General features: G+C 58.0%; 17 protein-coding genes. 6 read left to right on the top strand and 11 right to left on the bottom strand.

The window, feature by feature from the left end; translation table 11 throughout:
• Window positions 1-19 precede the first annotated feature (19 nt).
• Window positions 20-622 carry a lytic transglycosylase domain-containing protein gene (locus Q1A07_RS20930; RefSeq protein WP_299784300.1) on the bottom strand — a complete coding sequence of 201 codons (603 nt, stop codon included), beginning with the start codon at window positions 620-622 and terminating at the stop codon, window positions 20-22.
• A complete protein-coding gene (locus tag Q1A07_RS20925; RefSeq protein ID WP_318527446.1) occupies window positions 585-941 on the bottom strand; it encodes a hypothetical protein in 357 nt (118 codons plus the stop codon). Before Q1A07_RS20925 ends, Q1A07_RS20930 begins: the two co-directional genes overlap by 38 nt.
• A 128-nt stretch (window positions 942-1,069) precedes the next feature.
• Between Q1A07_RS20925 and Q1A07_RS20920 the strand changes: the two genes are divergently transcribed.
• Window positions 1,070-1,648, top strand: coding sequence for a hypothetical protein (locus tag Q1A07_RS20920; protein WP_299784296.1), 579 nt, complete (start codon window positions 1,070-1,072; stop codon window positions 1,646-1,648).
• 15 nt (window positions 1,649-1,663) lie between these two features.
• Here Q1A07_RS20920 and Q1A07_RS20915 read toward each other — a convergent pair whose 3' ends face one another.
• Together Q1A07_RS20915 and Q1A07_RS20910 are read right to left on the bottom strand one after the other, a co-directional pair.
• Window positions 1,664-2,242, bottom strand: coding sequence for a putative toxin-antitoxin system toxin component, PIN family (locus Q1A07_RS20915; protein WP_299784294.1), 579 nt, complete (start codon window positions 2,240-2,242; stop codon window positions 1,664-1,666).
• A complete protein-coding gene (locus tag Q1A07_RS20910; RefSeq protein ID WP_299784292.1) occupies window positions 2,239-2,703 on the bottom strand; it encodes a helix-turn-helix domain-containing protein in 465 nt (154 codons plus the stop codon). The genes Q1A07_RS20915 and Q1A07_RS20910 overlap by 4 nt, the downstream gene beginning before the upstream one ends.
• A 158-nt stretch (window positions 2,704-2,861) precedes the next feature.
• Here Q1A07_RS20910 and Q1A07_RS20905 point away from each other — a divergent pair, with 158 nt between their 5' ends.
• Window positions 2,862-3,110 carry a hypothetical protein gene (locus tag Q1A07_RS20905; RefSeq protein ID WP_299784290.1) on the top strand — a complete coding sequence of 83 codons (249 nt, stop codon included), beginning with the start codon at window positions 2,862-2,864 and terminating at the stop codon, window positions 3,108-3,110.
• A 1-nt stretch (window position 3,111) separates the two neighbouring features.
• Here the strand turns inward: Q1A07_RS20905 and Q1A07_RS20900 are convergent, their stop codons facing one another.
• Together Q1A07_RS20900 and Q1A07_RS20895 are read right to left on the bottom strand one after the other, a co-directional pair.
• Complete coding sequence (locus Q1A07_RS20900) at window positions 3,112-3,315, bottom strand: hypothetical protein (protein ID WP_299784288.1); 204 nt, start codon at window positions 3,313-3,315, stop codon at window positions 3,112-3,114.
• A gap of 33 nt (window positions 3,316-3,348) precedes the next feature.
• Window positions 3,349-3,561 carry a helix-turn-helix transcriptional regulator gene (locus tag Q1A07_RS20895; RefSeq protein ID WP_044025801.1) on the bottom strand — a complete coding sequence of 71 codons (213 nt, stop codon included), beginning with the start codon at window positions 3,559-3,561 and terminating at the stop codon, window positions 3,349-3,351.
• Window positions 3,562-3,876: 315 nt separating this feature from the next.
• Between Q1A07_RS20895 and Q1A07_RS20890 the strand changes: the two genes are divergently transcribed.
• The gene (locus Q1A07_RS20890) at window positions 3,877-4,518 is read left to right on the top strand and encodes a hypothetical protein (RefSeq protein ID WP_299784285.1); all 642 of its coding nucleotides are present in this window, start codon (window positions 3,877-3,879) and stop codon (window positions 4,516-4,518) included.
• Here Q1A07_RS20890 and Q1A07_RS20885 read toward each other — a convergent pair.
• The 5 genes from Q1A07_RS20885 to Q1A07_RS20865 all read right to left on the bottom strand — a co-directional run bounded on the left by Q1A07_RS20885 (window position 4,515) and on the right by Q1A07_RS20865 (window position 11,564).
• Complete coding sequence (locus Q1A07_RS20885; RefSeq protein ID WP_299784283.1) at window positions 4,515-5,030, bottom strand: disulfide bond formation protein B; 516 nt, start codon at window positions 5,028-5,030, stop codon at window positions 4,515-4,517. The genes Q1A07_RS20890 and Q1A07_RS20885 overlap by 4 nt on opposite strands.
• Window positions 5,031-5,131: 101 nt before the next feature.
• Complete coding sequence (locus tag Q1A07_RS20880; protein WP_299784281.1) at window positions 5,132-5,473, bottom strand: copper-binding protein; 342 nt, start codon at window positions 5,471-5,473, stop codon at window positions 5,132-5,134.
• A 33-nt stretch (window positions 5,474-5,506) separates the two neighbouring features.
• Entirely contained in the window at window positions 5,507-8,689 is a 3,183-nt protein-coding gene (locus Q1A07_RS20875) for an efflux RND transporter permease subunit (RefSeq protein WP_299784279.1), read from the bottom strand.
• On the bottom strand, window positions 8,686-11,109 hold the full coding sequence (locus Q1A07_RS20870) for an efflux RND transporter periplasmic adaptor subunit (RefSeq protein WP_299784277.1): 2,424 nt from the start codon (window positions 11,107-11,109) through the stop codon (window positions 8,686-8,688). Before Q1A07_RS20870 ends, Q1A07_RS20875 begins: the two co-directional genes overlap by 4 nt.
• Before the next feature lie 77 nt (window positions 11,110-11,186).
• Window positions 11,187-11,564 carry a hypothetical protein gene (locus Q1A07_RS20865; RefSeq protein WP_299784275.1) on the bottom strand — a complete coding sequence of 126 codons (378 nt, stop codon included), beginning with the start codon at window positions 11,562-11,564 and terminating at the stop codon, window positions 11,187-11,189.
• A gap of 134 nt (window positions 11,565-11,698) precedes the next feature.
• Between Q1A07_RS20865 and Q1A07_RS20860 the strand changes: the two genes are divergently transcribed.
• From Q1A07_RS20860 to Q1A07_RS20850, 3 genes are all read left to right on the top strand, one after another.
• Window positions 11,699-12,481 carry a DsbA family protein gene (locus Q1A07_RS20860; RefSeq protein ID WP_299784273.1) on the top strand — a complete coding sequence of 261 codons (783 nt, stop codon included), beginning with the start codon at window positions 11,699-11,701 and terminating at the stop codon, window positions 12,479-12,481.
• A gap of 59 nt (window positions 12,482-12,540) precedes the next feature.
• Complete coding sequence (locus tag Q1A07_RS20855; protein WP_299784271.1) at window positions 12,541-12,996, top strand: rhodanese-like domain-containing protein; 456 nt, start codon at window positions 12,541-12,543, stop codon at window positions 12,994-12,996.
• Window positions 12,997-13,069: 73 nt separating this feature from the next.
• The coding region (locus Q1A07_RS20850) for a protein-disulfide reductase DsbD domain-containing protein (RefSeq protein WP_299784270.1) at window positions 13,070-14,027 on the top strand (958 nt) is incomplete at its 3' end.

The following is a 14,027-nucleotide window of genomic DNA, read 5'->3' as shown; positions in this document are numbered from 1 at the left end:
GTTTCCCTCGTTTCAAGTCTTACTTCAGGTCGAGCACGACGACGGGACGCGTGGCGTCGCGCATCGTCGGTCCGGTCAGGTCTTGCGTGGCTGCGCTGGAAAGGCGCGCGCGGATGCGATGCACCCGGGCGATGTAGTCGCGTGTTTCCGTGAAGGGTGGCACGCCCCCGTATTCTACGACGCGATTCGGACCGGCGTTGTAGGCGGCCAGCGCAAGGTCGATGTCGTTGAAGGATGCCAGCTGCGCCAAAAGATACCGTGCTGACCCGTCGAGGTTCTGCGCGATATCGGTTCTGTCTACGCCAAGGTCGCGTGCGGTGGCGGCCATGAGTTGGCCGAGACCATAAGCGCCTTTGTCACTTATGGCGTCAGGGCGATAAGCGCTTTCAGCTTCGATCAGGGCGCGGAACAGAGCCAGCCAGTCATCGGAACTGAGCTCAAGTGCTCGTAGGGCCCGGTTGCGTTCATGCCTTGAAGCTGTCGCTTCAATGGCTGCCAGCACATCTGACGGGGCCGTGGTTGTAAAGTTCTGAGAGTGTGTGGGCGGGGGGTTCTTGTCTTCCCGGCCGTGAACCGTCCAGCCGTCAGTTGTTCTGACGCTTCCGTCCGCTCCGAAGATCATCGCCTCCGCCGGGAGCGTCGAAGGGGATAGAGTAGTCGCTGTCAAAACACAGAGTGCGACCATCGCCGAACTCGTGGTGATGTTTGAAGAGGCCGGGCCAGATGTTGAAGAGGCGGGGTTCTGGTCCGTAGGGTCCGAACCGTGTCGAGACCAGGATCGCCTCGGGCTCTCCTTCGCGCAGGTAGACACACTGATAGCGGGGCTTCCCATCGTCCGTGAACTCGACAAGCTCGTACCGACAGCGGAAGTCGACTCCCGACCCGATGAGGTCCTTCACCCCATCAATAGTAATCAAGATTTGGTCTCTTGCGATCGGCACCGGACTCCCCCACTGGGAGTCCTTCTACAATCGGCAGCATTCCGCAGAAAGCCATCACTCTGCAATATATAATATTGCGCAATACGTATTTTGAGCGAGAATTGGCCTAATCACTCCAGGAGGCCGATATGAGACACACCCGCCTTGCGTCACTGGTTCTGGCAGCCGGGCTGACGGTCGACGCCCAGAAAGCCCATGCCTACGATATGGATTGCGCCATCATGCTCTGTATGGCCGGTGGATTTCCATCGAGTGCTGTGTGCTCCGCCGCCTATGCCGAAATGATCCGGCGGATTACGCCCTGGCCGAGGCGGCCACCCTTTGGGGTCTGCACCTATGCCGCCGTTCCGGTTGCTTTGGGTGGCCCGGGTGGAGAGGATGCCCTCGATGTTTCGACTCCCGACTACGAATGGCTACGCCGAACGCGCGTGCTTTGGTGGCGCGGTCGATCCTATGAACCGCGTGATGAACCACGTCAGTGGGACTGGTCCATCAGATCCTGCGATCATGAAAACAAGAACTGTCATTATATCGTGCGCGTCTACGGCTCACATTCGCCTTGGCCAGCTACGTTCGCTTCTGAAAACGGCCAGGACATCCCGACACCCGGTTCGGGTGGGCTTTGGACCTTCTATAGCCGGGCCGTCATGATGGAGTATGGCGATTACGACGGCGCCATGGATTACACCGAATGGGTCAGATACTGAGGCGTTGTTCGGCAACTACAGGTATTCGATATCGGCACGGGCTTGCGCCGCCAGTTTCGATAAGCCATGCCGGGTCAGGTCGAGCAGGAACTCGGACGGTGTCATCGGCGGGTTTTCATACCTTTTTCTAACGCGGCGGAGTGCACGGGCGCCGCCAGATGGATACAGGTCGTAGGTATTGGCGAGCATGTCATCCGCGCCGAGCGTTTCGACGCCATAATCGTCGAGAACTCCGCTTGGGAAGTCTCGATGGTTTTCTGTCACAATAACCTGTGCTGAGCATCGGATCGCCGCCGCGAGAACGTGCCTGTCGTCCGGGTCCGGCAGGTCCAGACCGGCGATCAGGGGCTGGTAACCGGTCACGAAGCATTCTTCGAAAGTCTCTCTGATCGCGGCTTCCTGCTGGCGAACGCTCTCTTCTAGATGTGGCTTGAGCGCGATCAGGTTGCGTGTCCATTCGTCGAGGATTTCATCGGTGACTCTGGCCCGAAACAGGCCTTCTTGTGTGAACGTCAAGAGGACGTCCCGAACCCGGAACGGAAACAGGACGTTGGCATCGAGGACAACCACGAAGGGGTTGGCCACAAAACTCATGCGTTGTCGAACTCCTGACCCAATCGCGCAAGGTCGCGCATCGCCTGCTCCTGGCGCCGCTCTTTCTCTTCCCGGTACTGCATGAGCGCCGTTAGAGGCACGCGCCGGTGCTTGCCCACCTCTTCAAATCGGATCTTCCCCTCCTTGAGCAACTTCGTGAGATGAGGGCGGGACACGTTCAGCATGTCGGCGGCTTGTTGGGTTGTGAGCATGGTGCCGACCGGAACCAGCGTGACCATATTCCCGTTGCTCACGTGGCCGAGCAGTTCGATAATCAGTTTTCCAACCTCTGGCGCGATGGAGACCGGATCGCCGTTTTCTCCCGAGACTTTCAAGCCTCCGTCCAGCTCCATAGCCACGGCGATGGCCGTTGCGGCATGCGCGGCACTGTCGATTTCTTCCCGGGTCGGCGGGCGCTCCATAAGCCCGCTCTGGGCTGGTCTTTCCGCAGTATCGGCCATGGTATTTCTCCTCGGTTCACCCCTTAGATGTACCCAGGGAGTCACGCATGCAAGAGAAATAAACGGAATAAGTGAAATAAGTGTAACGATTTTGATGGACGGGTCGCGCCATCGAGTGTAAACAAAACAGGAACAGAATCGCCTTGTGGAGCAGTATCATGGGCAAGAACACGAACCGCACCTCGCGGAAAGTCGCATCGCAGACAGCGGCCACACTGAGCGACCCGAACGCCTCCGCAACCGCCAAGAGCCTGGCGGCCTCGGCGCTATCGCAGTCTGGGACTGGTAAACAGACGGGGGCGGCGATGGAAGACAAAGCCTCCAAGGTCCTGCAAAGCGACAAGTACAGCAGTGGCACGAAATCGTTGGCAGGAACGGTTCTCTCGCAATCGAACAAGGCGCGCTAGACTAGGCGAGTCCGGATCTATCGAGATCGAGATCGATATCTCGTTCGATGATATTGACTACGCAAATCTCATCGGGCCTTACGAGCCAGACCCGCGTGCGGTCGCCGGTGTTCCAGAGATGCTCTTGCCAGACGACAAGTTCTGACCCGTTCACGATTGCCACGCCTTCGCGCACGGGCACGCCTTTGAGCGGACGATCATCCACCCGCCATCCCGGAGCAGGGTGTCGTCCGGCCTCCTAGCTGCGGGGTTTGAGAAGTTCCGAAGGATCGATGTTCAGAGCTTGGGCGATCTTTTCGAGCGTTGTCAGCGAAGCGGAATACTTGGCGTTTTCGATCTTGCCGACATAGCCGCGGTTCACACTTGCACGATGCGCCAATTCCTCCTGGCTGATGCCCTTGGCGCGCCGGGCATCTTGAAGATTTAGACCTACTCGTTCCTTCAGATTCATGACCGAAGCTCGGCCATGATGTGGAGTATTTAACCACGCAATATACTATACATTCGACGATGAAGCGGCTGATACTGTGTGATTTTCGGTTTCTAAAGGTGTCGATCAAGCTCGCCATTTGATTGAATAAGATAGCATGGTGACCTCATGCAGCGAGGCGGAGTGGTCCTATTGGGCAAAGTTTTGCCCATCGTCGCGGCTGAGGCAGGGGTGCGCACCCAGTGGGTATGCTGAGTCCGATAAGGTTTATTATGTAAATAATTGATGGTCGCGGAGAAAGTCGACTGTTGTCTCTCGACATGCCAACCTGCTCACATGCAACGCTTCTTTTCAACCAAGATGCCGGGCGTGACATTTGTAATGAACGTCTTGGTCTTCAGCCTGATTGGTCTCTTGCCGGTCTTGCTCGTCTATGTTTTGCGCGCTCCAGGATTTGCTTCGGCGTTGATGGACGGTGGACCGGCGCTGTCGCGATTTCTCAGACAGGTTCTGACAAACGGCCTTCCCGTCATCTTTATCGTCAACTACGTCGGCTTCTTTCTGTTTGCGGTGTTGAATACCAAGGACGCCAATGGCCGTGATCCGGCGGTATTCATTCTCTTCGATGTGATAACTCGCGTCGCTCTTTTTCTCGTTCTCCACGCCTTCATTTACGTGCTTTCCGCCAGTTGGTTCGGCTCTTTTGGAGGCAGTCGGGCGACGGCTCTTTCAGTGGTTGCGCCCACACTGGCGCGGTCCGCACTCTTTGAAAACATATCCGGAGTCTACCTGTACGCCACTTTGGTAAGTGCACTGCCGCTCTATGTTACGGCAGCCGGAAAGTCGGCAATCCTGAGACCATTCGTTGATCTCTTCCCAAGAAACATGGGCGCGGTTTCGGTTGCTCTCCTCGCTTTTTTGTCGGCCGCTGTGTGTCTGACGGCTATTGCCGCCGTCATCCTGCGTCTTCAGAGCTAGATTGCCGTCGCGCTCTCACGTGAGCGTGACGCGCGCCATGCTTTGGCAAAGGCCTGAACCCAGAGCCCTGCAAGAAGGAAACTCCAAAGCGCGTTCCAACTCGCCATAGACAGGCTGAGGAACTCCCAGGCGACTTGGTCGCACATGACCAAGGCTGATGGCGCGGATGATGCAGAGGGCAGAAGGTCCGCACCGGACAAGTTCGACATATCAAGACCAGAGCCGGTGCACGCCGTCGGACCTTCCCACCAACCCCGTTCGACGCCGGTGTGGAAAATCCCGATGCCTGCTGTCGTGAACGCTGCGGCAGCGCCTGCCATCAGTAGTAGTAAGATGGGCAAACCAACCATGAGGAGCGCGCCAATAGCGATGGCGATCGCGTGAGGGTATCGCTGCCAAATGCACATCGCGCATGGTGCGTAGCCCGCTGCCTGAAACAAGAAGGCAGCCAGCAAAAGAACGGCCGATCCGCCGGCAGCGATCAAACCAAGTTGTTTCGAAGACAGCGGCATTCACCTTCCTTTCGCCTACACGCAGCTCGACGGTCGAACTCGGTGTAACTCTCCAAGTACGCGCCGCAGTTGCCGATTTCTCGGCAACTGCGCATTCATGATCAGTTCGGCATTATGGCCCCGATTGCGTACATGCCATCCTCGCCCTTGACGAGCATCAGGGTCACCTCGTCACCATCGGTCACCTCTCCCATCATCTGCGCGTTTTCCAGAACCGTCATATCCATCGTCATTGCAGGCCAGCCGATCTCGGGAATCGGGTCATGGCTCACGTTTGCAGTGCCGTCGCCGATGGAATTGATCACGGCCTTCGCGTGAACTGCGCCCTCCATTTGTTCGGCGGACATCGGCATGTCCGAATGATCCATATTGTGGTTCATTTGTGCGATAGCCCCTGTCGCGGACAGGGTCAGAAATGCGAGACTTGCAGTCAGTATCTTCATGAGAAGCTCCATTCTTGAGGTTTGTGCGTTCAATTATTCGGCAGGCAGTGCTGCATCGACGGGCTGCTGAATTGGGGACGTGATTTCGCGGTTTACGCGTTTCAGCGCGAGCCGTTTCCAAATCACGAATATGGAAGGAATGACGAAAAGCGTCAGCAGGGTCGCTGTCACCATACCGCCGATCATCGGTGCAGCGATGCGTTGCATGATCTCCGAGCCGGTGCCGGTGCCATACATGATCGGTATCAGCGCCGCGAAGATGGTGGCCACGGTCATGACTTTGGGTCTCACCCGAAGAACAGCGCCCTCAAAGACGGCCTCCTCGATATCGTCTTGTGTCAGCTTGCGGCCTTCGGATTGACCGAGTTTGCGTCGCTTTTCCCAGGCGAGATTGAGATAAAGCAGCATGACGATAGCTGTTTCGACGGCCACGCCGGCCAGGGCAATGAAGCCAACAAGGACGGCGATCGAAATGTCGAAGCTGAGATACCACAGAAACCAGACTCCGCCTGCCAACGCGACAGGAAGCGCGGCAAGAATGATGCCAACTTCAATCACCCTATTGAACGCCATGAACAACATCAGCGTGATGATCATAAGCGTGGCGGGGGCGACGATCGCCAGCCGGTCCTGCATCCGCTCGATGTACTCATACTGCCCGGACCATGTCAGAGAATATCCGGGCGGCAGGCGCACCTGATCGGCCACGACCCTCTGCGCCTCGGCGACATATCCGCCGAGGTCTCGTCCTGCGATATCGATAAACACGAACCCTGTGCGCCGAGCGTTCTCTGATCGGATCATGCCCGGACCATCCACAATTCGGACATCGGCCAAGGCGGTCAGCGGCACATGAGCCCCCGATGGGGTGACAACGGGCAAGTTTTCGAGGCGTTCGGGGCTGTCGCGCCACGCCTGCGGATAGCGCAGGTTAATCGGAAAGCGCTCCAGCCCTTCAACGGATTCCGATACCTGCATCCCACCGATGGCGGTTTGGACCACATCCTGAACATCCCGCACGCTCATCATGTAACGCGCTGCGGCGTCGCGTTTGACGTCGATTTCGATGAAACGCCCGCCTACCGGGCGCTCCGCATAGGCGGAGGCAGTGCCCTCAATATCCGACACGGCCCGTTCCACTTCGATCCCGATGTCTGTGATGACGTTCAGATCAGCACCCGAGATCTTGACACCAACCGGCGTTCGTATCCCGGTGGCAAGCATGTCGATCCGGTTCTTGATCGGCTGGATCCAGACATTGGTCACGCCCGGGATCTGCACAGTCCGATCAAGCTCATTGCGAATTTTTTCCATGGTCATGCCAGGGCGCCACTCAGCTTCTGGTTTGAGCTGGATCGTGGTTTCCACCATCGTGAGTGGTGCAGGATCGGTCGCTGTCTCTGCGCGCCCCACTTTGCCGTGCACAGTTTCGACCTCTGGGATTGTAGCGATCAGGCGATTGGTCTGCTGCAGGACCTCGCGCGCCTTACCGATCGACACTCCCGGGTAGAAGCTTGGCATATAGAGGAAGTCGCCCTCATTCAGCTCGGGCATGAACTCGGACCCGAGCCGTTGGTACGGATACCACATTGAAGCCACGAGGGCACCGGCAAGCAAGGTTGTCGCCCACGGCCAGGCGATGGCTGCGTCCAGAAAGGGACGATACAGGAAGACCACCAATCGGTTCAGTGGGTTTTTGCGCTCGGGCAAAATCCGGCCCCGGACAAAGTAACCCATCAAGACCGGAACCAGTGTGATCGATAGGATCGCGGCGGCGGCCATCGCGTAGGTCTTTGTATAGGCCAGCGGGGCAAAAAGCCTGCCCTCCTGATTTTCCAGCACAAAGACAGGCAGAAAGCTGACCGTGATGATTGCCAAGGAGTAAAAGAGGGCCGGACCGACCTCAGAGGCGCATTCCTGCACGATCCTCCACCTGTTTTCTGCGGTAAGCTTCTCCTTCTCCAGCCGCCTGTGCATCGCCTCGATCATCACGATCGACGCATCGACCATGGCTCCAATGGCAATCGCTATGCCGCCAAGCGACATGATGTTCGCATTCACACCCTGCGCTTTCATCAGAATGAAGGCAGCGAAGATTCCGAGGGGCAACGACAGAAGGATCACCAGTGATGAGCGCAGATGCAGCAGAAAGGCCGCACAGACGAGGACGACGACAACGAATTCCTGCGTCAGCTTCTTCTTGAGATTGTCGATTGCGCGTTCGATCACGCCGGACCGGTCATAGGTCGTGATAATCTCGACACCTTCCGGCAGGTTCGGCCGCAACTCTTCGATGCGGGCCTCCACCGCTTTGATGGTCGCAAGGGCATTGCCACCCCATCGCATGATGACCACGCCGCCAACGGCATCGCCTTGCCCGTCAAACTCTCCGACGCCGCGGCGCAATTCCGGTCCTAGGCGAATGTCAGCAACGTCGCCGAGGGTCAGAGCAGCTCCACGCTCGTTGATCATTAGGGGGGCGCTGGATAGATCAGAAAGCTCATCGATGTATCCGGACGAGCGGATCATGAATTCTGCTTCGCCCATCTCGATCACGCTTCCGCCGGTCTCTCGATTGGCCGCTTGTATCGCGTTCCTGAGTTGTGTCAGCGTGATATCGTAGGCCCGCAATTTGTTCGGATCGACGACGACCTGATACTGTTTGACCATGCCGCCAATTGTTGCCACTTCAGACACACCGTCGACAGCCTGCAGTTCGTATTTCAGAAACCAGTCCTGCAGCGTTCTCAGTTGCGCGAGATCGTGTGTGCCGGTTCTGTCGATCAACGCATATTGGTAGATCCATCCGACCCCGGTGGCATCCGGGCCAAGCTGAGGGGACACTCCGTCCGGCAGGCTCCCGGTGATCTGCCCAAGATATTCGAGGACGCGGGATCTTGCCCAATACAGGTCCGTGCCGTCTTCGAAAACGACATAGACAAAACTGTCACCAAAGAAGGAAAAGCCGCGTACATCCTGTGCGCCAGGTACCGCCAGCAACGATGTGGCGAGCGGATAGGTGATCTGGTTTTCGACCACTTGCGGCGCCTGCCCCGGATAAGGGGTGCGGACGATCACCTGCACATCGGACAGGTCCGGTATCGCATCGACCGGTGTCTCGCGGATGGCCCAGATGCCTGCGACACCCATCATGACGGCAAGGACCAGAATAACAAACCTATTGGCCAGCGAGGCGCGGATGATCGCCGGGATCACTGGGTAACCCTCCCGTTACTGACAACATCGATCAATGTCATCGAGAAATCCGGGTTGCGCCGCAGGATGAGCGTGACATCCGTTCCCACTGTGAGTTGGGAAATCTCGAGTTCCTCAGCCAAGGGAAAATCCATTGTCATTCCGGGCATGCCGATATCGGTCATCGGCCCATGGGTGATGTTCGCCGTCCGTGATTGAGCATCGATGGAGTTGATTTGACCTGAAACCTGCATGGGCGGTGCCACAGGTTCGGCCGCCGCCAGCACCATATTCATGCCGTCCGGGCGCGCGAAAGTGAGCACCATCTCCACATCTGTCATCAACGCGGCAGCGTCGAGTGACGGATCAATATCAAAGGCCATGGTCATGCCAGGCATGCCGATATCGGTCATCGGTCCATGGGTGATCGTGGCCTTTGAGGCGTTTGTATCGACACTATCGATCGTGCCTGAGACCACGATGGGCGGTGCCGCAGCTGCCTCAAGCTCGACATCAGACAAGATCATGTTCAAGCCATCCGGCCGTGCAAATGTGAGGGTCATTTGGACGCCGGTTTTCAGCGATGCCATGTCCAAGCCCGGATCGATAGGGAAATCCATGGTCATGCCTGGCATTCCGATCTCAGCCATGGGCCCGTGGGTGATCGTTGCGGTTTCGGAATTCAGATCCAGGTCGTCGATGGTGCCGGACACCATGATCGGCGCTGCGGCATTTGTTTCAGCCGCTTCCACCTCTTCGGGATCGGTGCCCTCGGGGCGGACCGCGACTACGGAGAAAAGGCCGCCATCACCTGCCGTGAGATCGAACTCGATCGGTGCATCGAGGGGCACGGTCTCAAGATCGACCCCCAACACCGGCAGGTCCATCGTCATTGCGGGCCAGCCAAGCTCTGGGATCGGGTCATGCTCCAGCGTTAGCTTGCCATCCGACGTCACCGCGCGTGCAATCCCAGTGCCGGTTCCGGCAATTCCATCATCTGGCGAAAGTTCGGTGAGGCTCAGAAGTCCATCTGCGCCACGGGCCACGAGAAACGCGACTGCCTCCCCCTCCTTTAGCCGATCCAGGGTAACATCGGCTCTCACCGGGAAGTCGGATGTCATCGCTGGCCAGTCCAGGCTGTCTAGGGCGTCATGCTGCACGGTTGCCACCCGACTCTCAGGATCGAGAGCAACGAGAACACCGCTGCCCCGCGCCGGGTCGGCATCCGTTGGCGCCATGCGCGTGAAGCCTGCGCTCAAAGCGCTTTCGCTGTCGATCAGGAACTGTGCGGAGGCAACGACCTCTTCACCCGGACCCAGGCCCTGAAGAATTTCTGTCCGCCCTCCTTCTCCGAAACTGTCCCGGAGACCGGCAGTCACCAATCTCGGTCGGAAGCTCCCCTCCCCTGTTTTCAGGATGACGCGCTCAGCCGACCCTGTCCGTATTACGGCCTCAGATGGCACTGTCAGGACCGTCCGGCTTTCGTTGGGCGTGAGACTGACACTTCCGAACATTCCGGGGCGGAGCACGCCATCGGAATTGTCAAACCTCAGTCGAACAGGAAGCGTTCGTGTTTGGGGATCGAGTTCGGGATAGATGTAGTCGATGTCGCCTTCAAACACGCGCCCTGGCAAGTGTTCGAACCGAGCGATGGCCCGCATATCCTCAGACAGCCGGGCAATATCACGTTCAAAGACATCTACAATGAGCCAGACCTTCGACAAGTCAGCGACGGAGAAGGCAAGCGTTCCAGGTTGCAGATACATGCCATCGGCCGCATTCAGGGCGATGACCACGCCGTTCTGTGGTGCTTCGATCTCGATGTTGCGAACCAATTCGCCGCCCGCCTCGATCTCCGCAACCTGGCGGGCGGACATACCGTGGCTCATCAGCTTGTTGCGCGCCGCATCCAGAATGCGGGGGTCACCATCTTCGACAGCGCGAACAAGATCACCCGTCGCGGCTGCGATGAGTGGAGAAAAGAGCTCGAAAAGAACCTGCTCCCCGGCAACGCGGTCTCCGACCGCTCGGACCTTAAGCCTTTCGACCCAACCTTCTACCCGCGTATGCACATGACTGGTCAGATGCTCGTCATACCCCACGAAACCCACAGTCTCGATCCGAGGTTGCACTTCACTCATGCGGGCGACCGCCGTGCGTACGCCGATTGCGTTGATTTCGGCCGCGTTCAGTGTGACCTCGGCAGGATCACCAGATGGCTCCTGTCCGGCATAGACGGGAATAAGATCCATCCCCATGGGCGACTTGCCCGGTCCTGGTTGACGGAAATTTGGGTCCATGGGCGCAACCCAATAGAGAATCTCGGGGCCTTCAGATCCGCCTTGCACCGCTGGGTTCAGGTACAACCGCTCAACGTAAACTCCACCGCCAAGGCCGGCTGCCAAGGCAAGAACTGAAAGTGCCGCGTATCTTCCACGCATATACATCGACTCCTGACGGCTGCATCGGATGCAGCGATCGCATGATCAAACAGCCCGCATAGGCGGACAGCGAAAGGTCAGGAGTGTTGGGGTGGTCGGTCGGGGACGAGCGGCTCTCGGGTTGAGTGTGCTTCAAAAAGCCTCATCTCAGTCGGTGGAGCTGCAGCGTTTTTGTCACTTCGGTCGGCAATGTTTTCTTGGTAATCCATGACGCAGCACAGACAGGTGAGGCATCCGTCGCTGTGCCCAGCGTGAGCATTTTTTTTGTCGTTCGACATGTCATGAGAATGATGCGCATGGATGTTCCCGAGCGATCCGTCGACGATATGAAAACTATGCTCCGCGCCGCTGAACTCTTCTCCGAACGGCATGGCTTGGGTTCCGACGACGGTGATCGTCAGACACACAAGGGCAAGACATGCCGATCGCAGGAAAAAGAACGCGTTCAAAACCATAAGCGTGAAATAGCGCTCTCCAGAAGTTGCGGCAATCGGAGCGGGACAGAAAGATTGTATCAGTTTGTAAAGTTGACCTTTTCCAAGGCTTCACACTACGACCTTTAGGGGGACACGGTGAGATCAGACTTCAGATGGATTCCAAGAAACGGTCAACACTTTTGACAATCGGTGCGGTCATCGCAGGGTACGCGGCCCTGCGCACAGTCCCGTCGCTGCTTCCGGAAAAACTGGAGCTGCAGGCGCTCGATAGTCCAGCTGGATTTCGAAAGTATGTTGCGGGTGAGACGTCAGGCGGCTTCGATCCATTTGTAGGCCTAGGCACGGCGGACAGCACCGAGGTGGCAGCGCAGAAAGCAGCAGCTTTGCAGCGTGTTTCCGAGAATATTTGTTCGGCCCTGTACGGTGGTCTGAGTCCTACGCCTACCCAGGTCCCGATGGCGTCGTTCTCGGATTACTATTGCCCCTTTTGCCGGGTGCAGACCAAACGGTTGGCCGACATGACGAGCGAGATGCCAGACAGGATTACAGTGGCCTGGCACGAGTTGCCGCTCCTCGGCGATACGTCGAATCTCGCGGCTAAAGCGGCTTTGGCAGCGAAACGGCAAAATGCCTATGTCGCCTTTCATGAACGGCTGATGAAATCCCCTTTCCAGGCAACGCCAGAATATCTCTCGCGCCTCGCCACTGATCTTGGCGTCGATGGCAGCCAATTGGTTGCCGACATGCAGAGTGCTGCGATCGCGCGCGAATTGGAGGACAGCGCGGCTCTTGCACGCGTGTTCGCCTTTGTCGGCACGCCGGCCCTCGTTATCGGCCGGACCGTCGTTCAAGGTCAGATCAGCGACAATATGGTTCGGGAAATCATCGCGCTGGAGCGCGAAGAGGGTTGGCGAGATGTCTGCACGGCTGCATAGGCTGGAAGGCTCGCCCCGGGATGTCTTGGCGTTTGTCGTCCATCGACTTTGGACACAATATGGATAGGCGGTGTTTCTTCCTGCTTGGCTCGTCGTGGGTCGTGGCCCCGCAGGTCGTCGCGGCCGCGACCCGCACGATCTGGTCGGCTGCCGAGACTGCCGACGCATTGGCGCAGAACAGGGTTTCCCTGATCGATGTGCGATCGCGGCCTGAGTGGATAGAAACGGGCGTCGCAAAAGATGCATGGCCGATCAGTATGCATGAACCGGGATTCGAGCACCGCTTGTTCGCCGCACGCGATTTTTCAGGCGAGAAACCCATTGCTCTGATCTGCGCCACCGGAGGGCGCAGTGGCCATCTTTTGAGCGCCTTGAAGCAAGCTGGATACACGGGCTTCATCGATGTCTCAGAAGGGATGCTGGGATCACCGAAGGGGCCAGGCTGGATCGCACGCGGATTGCCCGTGACGGATATGGAGGCGGCTTTGGCAAGCCTGCCTGGCGCTTTGTGTTGACCGCATGCTCATCCAAATGACCGTCCGGGTTTCTCACCTCGGGGCTTGGCCTCTGCTCTTCTTTCTCGGTTGCATGGGCATCTTCCTATCCGATGCCGTCAAGGCTGCCGAATCCGAGAGCTTTTCAAACCCCGCCGTAACCGCGCGTCTGATCTCGGCCGAAGACGGGATTGCGCCAGATGCCGCCTCCGTCTCACTCGGATTGGCCTTGGAGTACGGTGAGGGCTGGAAGGGATACTGGCGCACGCCCGGCGAGGTTGGCTTGGCACCGAAACTCGACTGGGCTGGTTCGACCAATCTGAAATCCGCCGAGCTCCTCTGGCCCGCGCCGGAACGTTTCGAGGCCTTCGGGATCGAGAACTTCGGCTATTCAGGTCAGGTTGTCTTGCCGATCCGGGCGAGACTTGAGGACGCCGGCCACCCTCTGGAACTGCGTGCCCGCGTGTCCTTGCTGACATGTTCGACTGTCTGTGTGCCTCATGACTTCGAACTTTCACTCACCCTGCCACAAGGCGTCGGGATCGATACAAACTCGGCTCGCCAGATTGCTACTTATGCCGATCGCGTTCCCGCGGTACCCGAGAACAGCGACATCAGGATATCGGTCACGGCCCTAGATGCGCGCGACTCGGCTCTCATCGTTGTTGCAACGAGCGACACACCGTTCGGTGAGGTCGACGTGTTCCCGGAATTCGGACCCCTTGTGATCTTTGACAAACCAGATATCCGGTTGGATCGCGATAGAACGGAACTCTGGGCAGAAATACCGATCAACGCCTGGACCGAAGAGCATGCAGAGCCTTCGGTGACGATCACAGACACCGCACGTGCAATCACGGCGCCGATCACGCTTACCTCAGATCCCCCTGCCCCACCGTTTTCAAGCGCAAACCCTCGAACGAGTGTGCTGAAAGTCGTGGCGGTGGCCGCCATCGCCTTTCTCGGTGGTCTGATCCTGAATGTCATGCCCTGCGTGTTACCCGTTCTATCGATCAAGCTCACATCTGTTTTGAAGGCAACCGGTCAAACCC

This window comes from uncultured Roseobacter sp. (genome assembly GCF_947492555.1).
Taxonomy (GTDB): domain Bacteria; phylum Pseudomonadota; class Alphaproteobacteria; order Rhodobacterales; family Rhodobacteraceae; genus Roseobacter.
This window is presented reverse-complemented; position numbering and strand designations above follow the sequence as displayed.

Coding starts and splice junctions, on each gene's coding strand:
- Q1A07_RS20905 (WP_299784290.1), top strand. CDS start 2,862: ATGGGCAAGAACACGAACCGCACCTCGCGGAAAGTCGCATCGCAGACA.
- Q1A07_RS20860 (WP_299784273.1), top strand. CDS start 11,699: ATGGATTCCAAGAAACGGTCAACACTTTTGACAATCGGTGCGGTCATC.
- Q1A07_RS20870 (WP_299784277.1), bottom strand. CDS start 11,109: ATGCGTGGAAGATACGCGGCACTTTCAGTTCTTGCCTTGGCAGCCGGC.
- Q1A07_RS20855 (WP_299784271.1), top strand. CDS start 12,541: ATGGATAGGCGGTGTTTCTTCCTGCTTGGCTCGTCGTGGGTCGTGGCC.
- Q1A07_RS20880 (WP_299784281.1), bottom strand. CDS start 5,473: ATGAAGATACTGACTGCAAGTCTCGCATTTCTGACCCTGTCCGCGACA.
- Q1A07_RS20920 (WP_299784296.1), top strand. CDS start 1,070: ATGAGACACACCCGCCTTGCGTCACTGGTTCTGGCAGCCGGGCTGACG.
- Q1A07_RS20885 (WP_299784283.1), bottom strand. CDS start 5,030: ATGCCGCTGTCTTCGAAACAACTTGGTTTGATCGCTGCCGGCGGATCG.
- Q1A07_RS20895 (WP_044025801.1), bottom strand. CDS start 3,561: ATGAATCTGAAGGAACGAGTAGGTCTAAATCTTCAAGATGCCCGGCGC.
- Q1A07_RS20915 (WP_299784294.1), bottom strand. CDS start 2,242: ATGAGTTTTGTGGCCAACCCCTTCGTGGTTGTCCTCGATGCCAACGTC.
- Q1A07_RS20930 (WP_299784300.1), bottom strand. CDS start 622: ATGATCTTCGGAGCGGACGGAAGCGTCAGAACAACTGACGGCTGGACG.
- Q1A07_RS20890 (WP_299784285.1), top strand. CDS start 3,877: ATGCAACGCTTCTTTTCAACCAAGATGCCGGGCGTGACATTTGTAATG.
- Q1A07_RS20865 (WP_299784275.1), bottom strand. CDS start 11,564: ATGGTTTTGAACGCGTTCTTTTTCCTGCGATCGGCATGTCTTGCCCTT.
- Q1A07_RS20910 (WP_299784292.1), bottom strand. CDS start 2,703: ATGGCCGATACTGCGGAAAGACCAGCCCAGAGCGGGCTTATGGAGCGC.